General features: G+C 60.4%; 10 protein-coding genes and 1 pseudogene. 2 read left to right on the plus strand and 9 right to left on the minus strand.

The features are described 5' to 3' along the window. Positions 1-223 precede the first annotated feature (223 nt). Positions 224-1,138 (plus strand): DMT family transporter, encoded by a 915-nt coding sequence (locus HGP14_RS02055; protein ID WP_312862086.1) that lies wholly within the window; start codon positions 224-226, stop codon positions 1,136-1,138. A 44-nt stretch (positions 1,139-1,182) separates the two neighbouring features. Here the strand turns inward: HGP14_RS02055 and HGP14_RS02060 are convergent, their stop codons facing one another. The 3 genes from HGP14_RS02060 to HGP14_RS02070 all read right to left on the minus strand — a co-directional run bounded on the left by HGP14_RS02060 (position 1,183) and on the right by HGP14_RS02070 (position 5,176). Beyond that, positions 1,183-1,641: a GNAT family N-acetyltransferase gene (locus HGP14_RS02060; protein WP_168828183.1), complete on the minus strand. Its 459-nt coding sequence runs from the start codon at positions 1,639-1,641 to the stop codon at positions 1,183-1,185. Between the two features lie 70 nt (positions 1,642-1,711). Further along, complete coding sequence (pgi, locus tag HGP14_RS02065) at positions 1,712-3,337, minus strand: glucose-6-phosphate isomerase (protein WP_168828184.1); 1,626 nt, start codon at positions 3,335-3,337, stop codon at positions 1,712-1,714. A gap of 138 nt (positions 3,338-3,475) precedes the next feature. Beyond that, the gene (locus HGP14_RS02070; RefSeq protein WP_168828185.1) at positions 3,476-5,176 is read right to left on the minus strand and encodes a long-chain fatty acid--CoA ligase; all 1,701 of its coding nucleotides are present in this window, start codon (positions 5,174-5,176) and stop codon (positions 3,476-3,478) included. 237 nt (positions 5,177-5,413) lie between these two features. Between HGP14_RS02070 and HGP14_RS02075 the strand changes: the two genes are divergently transcribed. Continuing rightward, on the plus strand, positions 5,414-5,806 hold the full coding sequence (locus HGP14_RS02075; RefSeq protein WP_168828186.1) for a PRC-barrel domain-containing protein: 393 nt from the start codon (positions 5,414-5,416) through the stop codon (positions 5,804-5,806). 58 nt (positions 5,807-5,864) lie between these two features. Here HGP14_RS02075 and HGP14_RS02080 read toward each other — a convergent pair. The 6 genes and pseudogenes from HGP14_RS02080 to HGP14_RS02105 form a co-directional block, all read right to left on the minus strand. Continuing rightward, positions 5,865-8,225: pseudogene (locus HGP14_RS02080) on the minus strand (glycoside hydrolase family 2 protein). Positions 8,226-8,251: 26 nt separating this feature from the next. Next, positions 8,252-8,647 carry a VOC family protein gene (locus HGP14_RS02085; protein ID WP_168828187.1) on the minus strand — a complete coding sequence of 132 codons (396 nt, stop codon included), beginning with the start codon at positions 8,645-8,647 and terminating at the stop codon, positions 8,252-8,254. A gap of 46 nt (positions 8,648-8,693) precedes the next feature. Then, positions 8,694-9,443, minus strand: coding sequence for an ABC transporter permease (locus HGP14_RS02090; RefSeq protein WP_168828188.1), 750 nt, complete (start codon positions 9,441-9,443; stop codon positions 8,694-8,696). Continuing rightward, a complete protein-coding gene (locus tag HGP14_RS02095; RefSeq protein ID WP_168828189.1) occupies positions 9,440-10,384 on the minus strand; it encodes an ABC transporter ATP-binding protein in 945 nt (314 codons plus the stop codon). The genes HGP14_RS02090 and HGP14_RS02095 overlap by 4 nt, the downstream gene beginning before the upstream one ends. After that, positions 10,381-11,547, minus strand: a complete 1,167-nt coding sequence (locus HGP14_RS02100; protein WP_168828190.1) for an ABC transporter permease — start codon at positions 11,545-11,547, stop codon at positions 10,381-10,383. The genes HGP14_RS02095 and HGP14_RS02100 overlap by 4 nt, the downstream gene beginning before the upstream one ends. A gap of 58 nt (positions 11,548-11,605) precedes the next feature. Then, complete coding sequence (locus tag HGP14_RS02105; RefSeq protein WP_168828191.1) at positions 11,606-12,514, minus strand: ABC transporter substrate-binding protein; 909 nt, start codon at positions 12,512-12,514, stop codon at positions 11,606-11,608. Positions 12,515-12,833 lie beyond the last annotated feature (319 nt).

A 12,833-nucleotide genomic window follows, 5' to 3' on the forward strand; every position in this document is an offset into this window, starting at 1 on the left:
AGACGAATTGTGAGGCCGCATTTCGACATTGGCCAGACGAAATGCCATTCTGCAGCAGATGGAAACCCATTGACTGGCAACGATCCGGAGCGCTGGATGACGGCGAATGCGTCGTCACCCGGTCGATCCCCGGCGCATTCGGGACGTTGGAAGCCGTCCGCCTTGCAATATTGTCAAAAGCGGGTAAAGGCCGACCGAAATGGCCTGATTGGGAGGAAACATCGTGAACGTTCGCGCGACCGGCGCCGCCGGCAATGCGGTGCTCGCCGGGGTCCTCCTGATGCTCCTCGGCGACTTCCTGTTCTCGCTGAATGACGCGATGGGCAAGTGGCTGGTTGCGAGCTTCTCCGTCGGCCAGGTTTTGGTGGTGCGCTCGCTCGGCTCGTTTGTCATTTTGGGGCCGATGATCGTCGGGCAGGGAACCGCCGCGCTCGTTCGCGTGGAGCGTCCTCCACTGCACGTCCTTCGCGTGGTGCTGACGACTGCGGATGTCGCATTCTTCTATGCCGCGGTTGCCTATCTCCCGCTTGCCGATGTCATGACATTTTATATGGCCGGTCCCATCTATGTGGCGGCTCTTTCGCATTTCTTTCTGGGCGAGACGATCGGCTGGCGCCGCTGGCTCGCTGTCATCCTTGGCTTCGTCGGGGTTGTCATTGCGCTGCGCCCCTCGTCGGCGATGTTGTCCTGGCCCTCAGTCTTCGGTGTTGTCGGCAGCCTGTCCTTCGCGCTGACGCTCGTCCTTAGCCGCCGCTTGCGTCAGACGAGCGATGTCACGCTCGTAACCTGGCAGACTGTCGCCGCCCTCGTCACCGGCCTGCTCCTCAGCATCGGGAATTGGCGCGCTGTTTCCGCCCTCGATTTTGTGGCTATGCTGGCGCTCGGCATCGTTGCCGGCAGCGCGCATATGATGATCACCCGATCGCTCAAGCTCGCCCCGGCTTCACTGCTGGCGCCGCTGCAATACAGCTTGCTGCTTTGGGCGATCCTCCTGGGCTATCTCTTCTTCGGCGATTTGCCGGATAGCCAAATCCTGGTGGGATCCGCCGTGATTGTCCTCGCCGGCCTTTTCATTTTCCATCGGAAGAACCTGGTCGCGAATGTTCCCAAAGACGACGTCCCGCCCGATGGGCATTGACGGAAAAGCCCGTCAGACCAAAGACTTTTCGCTGCGGATGGTCATCAGCGGCCGGTCCAGCCATAATAGGTAACTGGATGTCCTGTCCGTGGATGTGGAGCGTCGCGGAGAAAAATTAGGCCCGCCTTTTCATAAAATGCCCGCGCTCTCGTGTTCCTCGATGCCGTGAACAGCGTGAAACCCTCCGGCATTTTTGCCATGGCGTGGCCAAGCAGCGCTTGCCCGATGCCACAACCGAGATATCCGGGCCGAACAAACAATTGATCGAGGATGGCTTCGCGCGGTTTGATCGCGACAAACCCAATGACATCACGTTCGCGGGCCGCAAGCGTTACTTCCCAACCCGCAGCAAATGCGAGATCAACGCGCTCCCGAAGCTCGTTCAAGGTCGGCATAACGGGAGGCCCGACATCCGGCAAGCTGGCACTGCCATGCCAGACCTCGGCAATCGCGTCGTAGTCGGTCTCAACAGATGGCCGGAGCTGATAGATCGGAGTTGTCATGCTTGCTGTTTCATCAAATGAAGTGCTCCCGCGGCGTGTGTCGCGGGAGTGTCGTTGGATCTCCGCCGTCTTACTTCGCGAGCTTGGCTAGCGCAGCAACGAGGCCCTGCGTCGAGGAATCGTGGCCCGCGGCGCTTTCCTTGCCTTCGATCACCGGCAGAAGACCGGTCGCCAGTTCCTTGCCGAGTTCGACGCCCCACTGGTCGAAGGAGTTGATGCGGAAGAGGACGCCCTCGACAAAAACGCGGTGCTCGTAAAGCGCGATCAGGCGGCCGAGCGCATAAGGCGTCAGCTTGTCGTAGACGAAGGTGATCGAGGGACGATTGCCGGTGAAGACCCGGTGCGGCGCGATGAAGTCGGCCTTCTTGTCGTCCATGCCCTTGTCGGTCAGCTGCTTCTTGGCCTCCTCGAAGGTGCGGCCCTTCATCAGCGCTTCGGACTGGGCAAGCACGTTTGCCATCAGAAGCTGATGCTGGTGGCGCAGCTCCGGCTCGAAGGCATTGGCGGCAATCATGAATTCCGCCGGGATGATGCTCGTGCCCTGGTGGATGAGCTGGTAGAAGGCATGCTGGCCGTTCGTGCCCGGCTCGCCCCAGACGACCGGGCCGGAATTGCCCTCGACCGGCGTACCGTCGATCGTGACGCCTTTGCCGTTCGATTCCATGTCGAGCTGCTGCAGGTAGGCTGGGAAGCGCGACAGGCGCTGGTCGTAGGGCAGGATCGCGCGGGTCGGATAACCGAGCACGTTGCGGTGGTAGAAGCCGATCAGGCCGAGCAGTATCGGCAGGTTTTCGGCAACCGGTGCCTTACGGAAATGATTGTCGACCGCATGGGCGCCGTCGAGGAACTTGCCGAAGTTTTCCGGCCCGATCGCGATCATGAGCGGCAGGCCGATCGCCGACCAGATGGAATAGCGGCCGCCGACCCAATCCCAGAAGCCGAAAACGCGTTCGCTTTCGATACCGAAGGCGGCGACCTTGTCGAGCGCCGTCGATACGGCCGCGAAATGATGCTGTACGGCCGCTTCGCCGAGTGCTTTGGCGATGAAATTGCGCGCCGTCTGTGCGTTCGTCATCGTCTCGACGGTCGTGAAGGTCTTCGATGCGATGATGAAAAGCGTCGTTTCCGGCTGCACGAGCTTCAGGGTATCCGCGATGTGTGCGCCATCGATGTTGGAAACGAAATGTGCGCGCGGACCGTCATGGAAGGGGGCGAGCGCCAGCGTCGCCATCACGGGGCCGAGGTCGGAGCCGCCGATGCCGATATTGACGACGTCGGTGATCTTCTTGCCGGTCGCGCCCTTCAGCGCGCCAGAGCGGATGCCATCGGCGAACTTGCCCATGGCGGCCAGTACGGCGTTCACCTCGGGCATCACATCCTTGCCGTCCACCAATACTGGCGTATTGGAGCGGTTGCGCAGCGCGGTGTGCAGGACGGCGCGGTTTTCGGTGAAGTTGATGGCCTTGCCGGAGAACATCTCTTCGCGCTTCTTCTCGACACCGCCTTCTTCTGCGAGCTTGACGAGAAGCGCCAGGATTTCATCGTTCACGGCGGTCTTCGAATAGTCCATCAGAAGGTCGTCGAGCGAGGCGGTGAAGCGCGAGAAACGCTCGGGGTCGGCGGCAAAGGCGGCGCGAAGATCGGTTGCCTTGGTGGCGGCCGCGGTGCTCTTCAATTGTTCGACAATGGCTTTCATGGGAAGCTCCTTTGCAGGGCGTGAGGGTCGCGAAAACTATTCGCTTTGTAGGGCGCAAATCAAGTTCGGCGACCGCCGCAATGCAAAAAAGCCACCCACGCGAGGCGGATGGCTTCAAATTTCATGCGGCTGTCAAAATCAGCCGCGCAGGTCCTTTCGGAGAATCTTGCCGACCGGCGATTTTGGCAGTTCGGCGCGGAACTCGATGAAGCGAGGACGCTTGTAGTTCGTGAGGTTGGCAGCGCAATGGGCTCTCACGTCCGCTTCGGTCAGCGCCGGGTCCTTCTTGACCACGAAGAGTTTAACCGCCTCGCCGGAATGGCCGTCCGGCACGCCGACGGCGGCGGCCTCAACGATGCCCGGATGCATGGCAGCGACTTCCTCGACCTCGTTCGGATAGACGTTGAAGCCGGAAACCAGGATCATATCCTTCTTGCGGTCGACGATCTTGGTGTAGCCGCGCTCATCCATGAAGCCCATGTCGCCGCTGCGGAAAAAGCCATCCGGTGTCATCACCTTCGCGGTCTCCTCCGGCTTCTGCCAATAGCCCGCCATCACCTGCGGGCCTCGGATGCAGATTTCGCCGATCTCGCCGAGTGGCAGGGAATTGCCGTCCTCGTCGCGAATGTCGATCTCCGTGGACGGGATCGGCAGGCCGATCGAGCCTGTGAATTCCGCGGAATCGAAGCGGTTGGCGGTCGCAACCGGCGAGGTCTCGGAGAGGCCGTAGCCTTCGGTGATGTGCGAGCCCGTCATCTTCAGCCAGCGTTCGGCGACCGGGCGCTGCACCGCCATTCCGCCGCCGAGCGACATGATCAACGAGGAAAAGTCGAGCTTGGCAAAATCGGCATTGTTCATCAGCGCGTTGAAGAGCGTGTTGAGACCGGGGAAGATATGCACGTTCGACTTGCCGAATTCCTTGACGAAGCCGCGGATATCGCGCGGGTTGGCGACCAGGATATTGTGTGCGCCGAGCGACATGCCCATCAGCGAATTCACCGTCAGCGCGAAGATGTGATAGAGCGGCAGGGCGCACATGAAGTTCAGAACTTCGGGCTGCTTCTTGAGCTCGAAGGCGGATCTCAGCCAAAGCTGCAGCTGCAGCTTGTTGGCAAGAAGGTTCTGATGCGTCAGCACCGCGCCCTTGGCGACCCCGGTGGTGCCGCCGGTATATTGAAGGAAGGCGATATCGCTGGCCTTGATGGCTGCTGGCTGCAGCGTCCTGCCTGCGCCTTCGCTAAGGATCTGCTTGAATGTCTTGTGCTGCGGGATCGACCACGACGGGACGAGCTTCTTCACCTTGCGAACGACGAAGTTGACGAGCACCCCCTTTGCGCCGAGCATCTCGCCGAGAGTGGTCACGACGACGTGGCGCACATCGGTCTTTGCAAGCACCTGCTCGACAGTACGGGCGAAGTTTTCCAACACGAACAGCGCCTTGGCGCCCGAATCGCGCAGCTGATGCTCCAGCTCGCGCGGCGTATAGAGCGGGTTGACGTTCACGACGACAAGGCCAGCGCGCAATATGCCATAAACCGCGATAGGGTTCTGCAGCACGTTCGGCATCATCACGGCGACTCGATCACCCTTTTGAAGCCCGATGCTTTGCAGCCAAGCGGCAACCTTGCGCGTCTGCCGCTCCAGCTCGCGGTAGGTGAGCGTTTTGCCCATGCTGGAGAAAGCGATGCGGTTGGCGTAGTCCCTGCAGGATTTTTCCAGCAGTTCCGCCAGCGACTCATGTTCTAGCGGCGGCAGCTCGGCGGGAACGATCGCCGGATATGTGGCAAGCCAAGGCTTTTTTGGCAGAGCGCCACTCGGATGGACGGAACTGTTGCTCATCGTGTCTCTCTCCCCTGACCGTCCACGGATCCCGGTCTGTTGCTGCCGACCGGACGATCCTCCATCTTCCGATCGTCAGCTTATGCCATTGCCTGAGTGGATCAAGCTCAGATTGGAACTACACTGACTTTGACGTAAACGTCAATAAAGGCGCTGTATGTTGGCGATGAAAACCGGAACTTTGGGTCTGAAGGGGCGTTATCACAGCGAGGAATGCAACGAAGAGGAGCTGCATAGATGCTTAACGAGGACAGCAATGTCAGCCGCCGCGACCCCAATGTCAGGGATACTCCGTCGCTGATTGCAAGCGACCGCGTTGAAGGTACTCGCGTTTATGGCGCCGATGGCAAGCACATTGGCTCGATCGAGCGCCTGATCATCGGAAAGCAGGATGGCCGCGTGGCGTACGCCGTGCTGAGTTTCGGCGGCTTCCTGGGTATCGGCAATGACTATTATCCGCTGCCTTGGGAAAAACTGACCTACGACACCCAACTTGACGGCTACCGTATCGATCTCACCAAGGAAGAGATCGAAGGTGCGCCAAGCTATGCGGACGATGACGACAGCTGGTACAACGACAATGGCCGCCGTGTTTATGATTATTACGGTGTGCCACCCTACTGGATGTAGCGTCGTTCGCGAGGACGAGCCGGAAAGGGCCCCGCCGCTGGTGGGGCCTTTTGGCGTTTCAGGCTAACAGATCGTTTGCGCAGCGCAGGACAACGCCAGGCACGATATCTGTGGCAGCAATGACCCGCTCCGTCTGGATCCGGAAGACATGGCTTTCGCCAGGAAGCAGGGTTATCAGCATGCTGTCGACGACGGCCGAGGGATTGAGCCTGTCCGCCAACAGGCAGAGGTCCTTCAGGAAACTTTCGGCCGTGACGATGACCTCCGCACCGCCCGACACCGGCTTAACCTCGACCTTGATCTCGGGCTTCGGCAGTTTGAGATCCACGTCCTCGACGAAATAATGGAACGCGCGCTTGTCGAGCATCTGCACAACGATCACCTCGTCCTCGGCATTCTTCGGTGTCGCGATGTCATCCGCCAGCTCGAATTCCTTGGCTTCGAACCGGTCGCAGAGCAGGCGCCAGAACTCGAATTCGGCCAGCACCGTGCCGTCCAGCCGCATGCGCTTTCCACTGATCTTCGACCGCCAGAAGAGCGTGCGCTCGTTGACGGCAACGGCCGCAAGCTTTTCGCCCCGCGGCTGGATCGTCAGCAGGCGCGGATCGAAGGCCTGCTGCAGGGCATACCACAGCGGCTTGCGCCGCCCGGCAGAATCGAGCGCTGCCCACGACGTCACCGGCCAGCAGTCATTGAACTGCCAGACGACGGCGCCCTTGCAGATCGCCCGGTGCGAACGCATGTGCTCGATGGCGAAGCGAATGGCGCGCGCCTGGTTGAGCTGCGTCGCGAAATGCCAATCGTCCATGGTCTGTGGCACCGGCAGATGCCCGGAAAGGCCGCGGATGAGTTTCTCGTTGCCCTGTGTCGCCTTCTGATGGTGGAAGACACCGTGCGATTGCGGTGTCAGGGGCTAGACTTCGTAGCCGACATCGTTCCAGACATCCCAAATATGCTTGCAGCCATGCCGGTCGTCGTTCGGCTCGATGTCCATGCTGCCCGAATACGGACTTCCGGGATAATAGGGACGGTCGGGATCAAGTTCGGCACAGAGCTTCGGCAGGACTTCCAGATAGTAGCCGAGCCCCCAGCTGACGCCCTCCTTGATGATCGGCCGCCAGCCCCATTCATCGAAGCCCCAGATGTTCTCGTTGTTGCCGTTCCAGACGATCAGCGAGGCATGCGGCATCAACCGCACGACGTTGTCGCGAACCTCTGCTTCGACCTCGTTGCGCAACGGTTCCTCTTCCGGGTACGAAGCACAGGCGAAGAGAAAGTCTTGCCAGACGAGCATGCCGGCGCGGTCGCAGGCCTCGTAGAATTCATCGCGCTCGAAGATGCCGCCGCCCCAGACCCGGAGCATGTTGATGTTCGCGGCCTTCGCCTCGTCGATGCGCGAGACGTAGTGCTCGGAGGTCACGCGGGACGGAAAGCAATCGTCTGGAATCCAGTTCGCGCCGCAGATGAAAAGCGGCACGTCATTGACGATGAAGGTAAATGCGGAGCCATGCTCGTCCGGTGCAGTGTCGAGCCGAACGGAGCGGAAGCCGATTTCCTTCGAATAATTATCGAGCAGGTCATTGCTTAGGCTGTCCCGCAACTCGATCGTCAGGGGATAGAGCGGCTGAGCGCCGAGGTGATGCGGCCACCAGAGCCGCGGCGAAGGCACCCGAATGTCGAAGCTAATTTCATTGGCATCTTCTGCGATCTCGACCGTTTGAGATTGTCCCGCGATTCCGGCCACGATCTTGCAGGCGCCTGATGCGCCATGCCGCTTCAGCGTTGCACGGACTTTTACCAGTCCGTCGCTACCCTCGAGTGTTGCCCACACCCGTGTTTCAGCAAGCCGGGCCTGGTCCCAACTCTCCAGCCGCACCGGCTTCCAGATACCCGCCGTCACCAGCGTTGGTCCCCAGTCCCAGCCGAAGTTGCAGGCCATCTTGCGCATCAGGTTGCCAGGGCCGGGATAGTTGTTCGGCCGGTAGTCGTATTGCTTCTCCATCTCGGCGCCATAGGCATAGGCGGAATGGAAGATGACGGTGAGCTCGTTGGAGCCATCCTTCAGCCGTTCGGAAACGTCAAAGCGATAGGTGCGATGTTGATTGAACGTCCGGCCGATCTCCTCACCATTCAGGCGAACGGTCGCGATGGTATCGAGCCCGTCGAAGACGAGTTCGTGAACCTCGCCATGATCGGGCTTGGCTTCGAAACTCAGGCGATAAACCCATTCGCACCGGCCGATCCAATCATTGGTGATCTCGTTGACGTCGAGATAGGGGTCGGGGATGAGACGGGCGGCAAGCAGATCGGTATGAACACACCCGGGAACGCTTGCGGGAATGGTCTCGGGCAATCCGGGGCGAGCTGTATCGTTGCAGGAGAGTGTCCAGCCGGTGTGAAGCTCAGCCTTCTCAATCATTTGCAAATGCTCTTGCCTATTGAAACCTATTGAAAACGGCCGTGGCGCTGCAGGATTTCGATCTTGTAACCGTCGGGATCCGTAATGAAGAAGAACAGGCCGAAGAGCTTGCCGTCGCGATTGAGTTCGACAAGATTGCCGGGGTTGAGGCCCGCCTTGGTTAGCCGCTCGTGTTCGACCGCAACTTCATCCACCGAGACAGCGAGATGGCCATAGCCGTCGCCGAGATTGTAGGGCACGGTTCGGCCCTTGTTGACCGTCAGCTCGAGCTCAAAGCCGGTCTCGGCATTGCTCATGTAAATCAGCGTGAAGGTTTCGAAATCGACCCGGTCGGCAACCGTCAGCCCGAAGACCCTGTTATAGAAATTAACCGATCGCGCCTCGTCGACAACGCGAATCATGGAGTGGATCATCTTTGCCAAGGCTGCCTCCCATTGCCGTATCACGGCAGCCTTGGTAGCCGCCGGATCAGGCGGGGTGCAAGCCAATTCTGCGCGTGATCGCGCTTTCGACCAGACCCATTGCGTCATAAATCAGCACGGCCATCAGGCCAACGATGAGGCCGCCCTGCAAGATGAAGGCGGTATTGTCGGAGATCAGCCCGGCGATAATGACTTCGCCGAGCCCCTTTGCCGCAACCGTGGAGCCGATCGTCGCGGTGCCGATATTGATGACGGTTGCGACCTTGAGGCCCTCTAGGATGAGCGGCAGCGCCAGCGGCAGCTCGACCCGGAAGAGCCGTTGCGTGGCGTTCATCCCCATGCCGTCGGCGGCATCGAGTACGGACGCTGAAACCTGCCGAAGTCCGGATACGGTATTCTCGAAGATCGGCAACAGGCCGTAGAGAAAGAGAGCGATCAGCGTTGGCGCGGCGCCGAAACCCGTTGCGGGAACGGCAAGCGCCAGCACGGCGACCGGCGGGAAGGTTTGTCCGGCATTGGCAATCGCACGCGACAGCGGCAGGAAATCCTCGCCGCTTTTCCGCGTGACGAAAACGCCGGCGAGAACCGCCAGAACGGCGCTGCCGACGATTGAGGTCACCACAAGCTCCAGATGACCGAAGGCAAGCGAGGGCAGGCTGTTTTGGGTATAGATCGGCGGCGCGTTGTTGCTTGTCAGCGGGACCAGCATGAAGGACAGCCACTCCGTCCTGAAGAGCAGGGTGAGAAGCAGCGTGAGCGCGGCCACGCGGAAGAGATTGGCAACGACAAGCTTCATGCCTTGCGGCCCAGTTCGAGGAGCCGCGTCATGGAGATCGAGCCGACCGGAGCTTTGTCGGCGTCCTGCACCGCTGCTTCGTCGACCCCCTGCCAGATCATTTCCGCCAGCGCGTCTCTGAGGCTGAGTGACTGCGGCAGCGCATAGGGCAGGCCGGTCTTGGCGGGCGCCATGCTTTCCTTGAGCGGCAGCAGCGACATCAGCTTCAAGGCCTTGTCGGAAGTGCCCGTCAGCTGCTGCACGAAGGGGTCGGCCGGTTCGGTGAGGATCTTTTCCGGCGTCGAGCATTGCAACAGCCTGCCGTTGCTCATGACCGCGATCTGGTCACCGAGGTGGAAAGCCTCGTCCATGTCGTGGGTCACGAGAATGATGGTGGTGCCGAATTGCTTCTGGATCGCCAGAAGATCATCCTGCGCCTTGCCGCGGATGACTGGATCGAGCGCGCCGAAGGGCTCATCCATCAGCAAGAGTTCGGGCTCCGCGGCAAGCGCGCGGGCAACGCCGACGCGCTGCTGCTGGCCGCCGGAAAGCTGATGCGGATACTTGCCGGCAAATGTCGCAGGGTCCAGGTTGAACAGCCCGAGCAAGTGGTCGACGCGCTTGGCGACGCGGCCCGCCTCCCAGCCCAGAAGTTCAGGGACCGTGGCGATGTTCTGCGCTACTGTCCGATGCGGAAAGAGACCATGGCCCTGGATCGCATAACCGATCTTGCGGCGAAGCTCCGTCGCCGGCACGTCCATGACGTTCTGTTCAGCAACGAAGATTTGCCCCTCGGTAATCGGCACCAGACGGTTGATCATCCGCATCAGCGTCGATTTTCCCGAACCGGAGGTGCCGACAATCACCGTAATCGAACCCTTCTCAACGCTCATCGAGACATTGTCGACAACGGCTGCGGCACCGTAGCGCTTGGTGACGTTTCTGATCTCGATCATGGTCATGCGGTGGGTTCCCGGATGCTGTCGATGACCGCATCGAGGATGACGGCCGATGAAAAGGCGAAAAAGACGGTGGGCACGGCGCCTAACATCACGAGGTCCATGGCTGTCTGGCCGAGCCCCTGGAAGATGAAGATGCCGAAACCGCCGCCGCCGATCAGCGCCGCGATGGTCACCAGGCCGATCGCCTGCACCAGCACGATGCGGATGCCGGTGAGAATGACCGGAAAGGCAAGCGGCATATCGATGCCCGTCAGGATCTGGCGGCGTGTCAGCCCCATGCCGGCCGCCGCGTCACGGACGGAAGGATCAACGCCCTCGAGACCGACGACGGTATTGGCGACGATCGGCAGCAGCGAATAGAGCACGAGGGCGATCAGCGCAGGCGCCGTCCCGATGCCGCGGATGCCGAGATCGGCTGCAAGCGGCACATGCGTCGCGAGATAGCCGAGCGGCAGCATCAGGATGCCGAAGAGCGCAAGGCTTGGAATGGTCTGGATGAGGCTGAGCCCTTGCAGCACGACGGCGCGAAGCTTGGGCACCCAGAAGCAGACGATGCCAAGCGGCAGGCCGATCACGATGGCAATAGCGAGCGATCCCAAGGCAAGCAGCAGATGGGCGACGGCCTCGGACCAGAATTGCGCCGAGCGCGTTGCGAACTCTTTCATGATCGACAGGCTGTCCAGCAGACCGGAGTAAAGAAAGGCAGCAAGCAGTGCCGTGTACGCGATCAACGCTGCCACACGCATCCATGGTGTCAGCCGGATTTTGATGAGTGCGTCGGAAATGATGAGGCCGACAACCGCAAACAGGACCCAGAACCCGCCGCCCGGCGTCATGCGCGCCGCATTGCTGTTAGGCGGCGTGAAGGCCGTGGCGATCAAGCCGATCGCCGCGATCAATGCGGCCAGAGCGAGTGTTGCGATCGCAAGCCGAAGCGTCGCGTTTCGTACGAAGAGGGTGGCAGATGCCGTGGCAACAAGCAGAATGGTGAGGATAACAACGGAGGGGTGGTCGAGAAGCTGCGTGAGCAGCAACGGTTTGCCGGAGGCGATGCGGTTGGCCTTCACATAGATGAAGGGCAAAAGCGCTGTGCCAACGACGCCGGCAGTTACTAGAACTACGCCAAGCCGATCCAGTTTGCGGACCGCTAAGGTTTCTTCCATCGATCCATCCCTGCCTGGAAAGCGCTCCGCCCTGCAACGAGGGCGGAGCATTGGCAAATTACTTCAGGAAGCCTTTTTCCTTCAGATAGCCTTCCGCGACGGATTTCGCCGGTTCGCCATCGACCTGGATCTTGGCGTTCAGCTTGCGCAGTTCGTCCGCCGTCAGGCTCTTGAAGATCGGAGCAAGGATTTCCTCGATCTTCGGGTTTGCCTTCAACACGGTCTCACGGACGATGGGCGTCGGCGCATAGACCTGCTGCACGCTCTGGTCGTCTTCGAGGACGGTGAGCTCGGCAGCTTCGATCGCACCGTCGGTGCCGTAAACCATGGCCGTGTTGACGCTGTTGGTCTGGTCGGCTGCGGCCTTGATCGTTGCGGCAGTGTCGCCGCCGGAAAGAACGACCATCTGGTCAGGCTTCAGTTGGAACCCGTAGGTCTTTTGGAATGCGGGGAGCGCACCGGCGGAGTTCACGAATTCGGCGGACGCTGCGAGCTTGACATCTCCGCCGCCGGCGACCCACTTGCCGAACTCCGACATGGTCTTGAGTTTGTTCGGGCCGGCGACGTCGTTGCGGATGCCGAGCGCCCAGGTATTGTTGGCAGGCGAGGGTGCCAGCCAGACGATCTTGTTGGCGTCGTAATCGAGCTTCTTTGCCAGTTCGTAGCCTTGCTCGAGGTTTTTCCAGGCGGCATCATCCGGCTTGTTGAAGAAGAAGCCGGCATTGCCGGTATATTCCGGATAGATGTCGATTTCGCCGGCCGTGATCGCCTTGCGCACGACCGGTGTTGCGCCAAGCGCGATCCGGTCCTGTGTCTTGATGCCGTTGGCTTCCAGTGCAAGTACGATAACATTGCCGAGCAGCGTGCCTTCCGTGTCGATCTTCGACGAAACGACGACATCGGCAGCATGGGCCGCACCCGCCGCAAAAGCGGAAAGTGATACGGCGAGCGCGAGTTTCTTGAGCATGGCGTGTCCCTTTGTTAACACCAATTAACCCGTCGCGAGGGTCCGGGCGGGAACCTTCGCGCATAAAAGCCGCCGGCGAAAGCGCAAAGCCGCGATCACGCCGGACGTTCGAGCATCATGGAAATAGTGTGCACGCTCGAAAAATCGATGCAACCCTCTCCAGTATCTGCAGTCGCGGCGCGATTATGGCCGTGAAAGCAGAGCCGCGCGTGGAATTGCATTTCCTTTTGCCGGGTCGCCGCGATTTGTTTTTGTTCCCTAGCGTGTTTCCACGACCTGCCGGTGCTCTTTTTCGTTGTTCCGCCCGGCAGTTGTACTT

Origin of the sequence: Rhizobium sp. P32RR-XVIII, from assembly GCF_012641395.1 — a bacterium.
Taxonomy (GTDB): domain Bacteria; phylum Pseudomonadota; class Alphaproteobacteria; order Rhizobiales; family Rhizobiaceae; genus Rhizobium.

Coding starts and splice junctions, on each gene's coding strand:
- HGP14_RS02060 (WP_168828183.1), bottom strand. CDS start 1,641: ATGACAACTCCGATCTATCAGCTCCGGCCATCTGTTGAGACCGACTAC.
- pgi (WP_168828184.1), bottom strand. CDS start 3,337: ATGAAAGCCATTGTCGAACAATTGAAGAGCACCGCGGCCGCCACCAAG.
- HGP14_RS02070 (WP_168828185.1), bottom strand. CDS start 5,176: ATGAGCAACAGTTCCGTCCATCCGAGTGGCGCTCTGCCAAAAAAGCCT.
- HGP14_RS02075 (WP_168828186.1), top strand. CDS start 5,414: ATGCTTAACGAGGACAGCAATGTCAGCCGCCGCGACCCCAATGTCAGG.
- HGP14_RS02090 (WP_168828188.1), bottom strand. CDS start 9,443: ATGAAGCTTGTCGTTGCCAATCTCTTCCGCGTGGCCGCGCTCACGCTG.
- HGP14_RS02095 (WP_168828189.1), bottom strand. CDS start 10,384: ATGACCATGATCGAGATCAGAAACGTCACCAAGCGCTACGGTGCCGCA.
- HGP14_RS02100 (WP_168828190.1), bottom strand. CDS start 11,547: ATGGAAGAAACCTTAGCGGTCCGCAAACTGGATCGGCTTGGCGTAGTT.
- HGP14_RS02105 (WP_168828191.1), bottom strand. CDS start 12,514: ATGCTCAAGAAACTCGCGCTCGCCGTATCACTTTCCGCTTTTGCGGCG.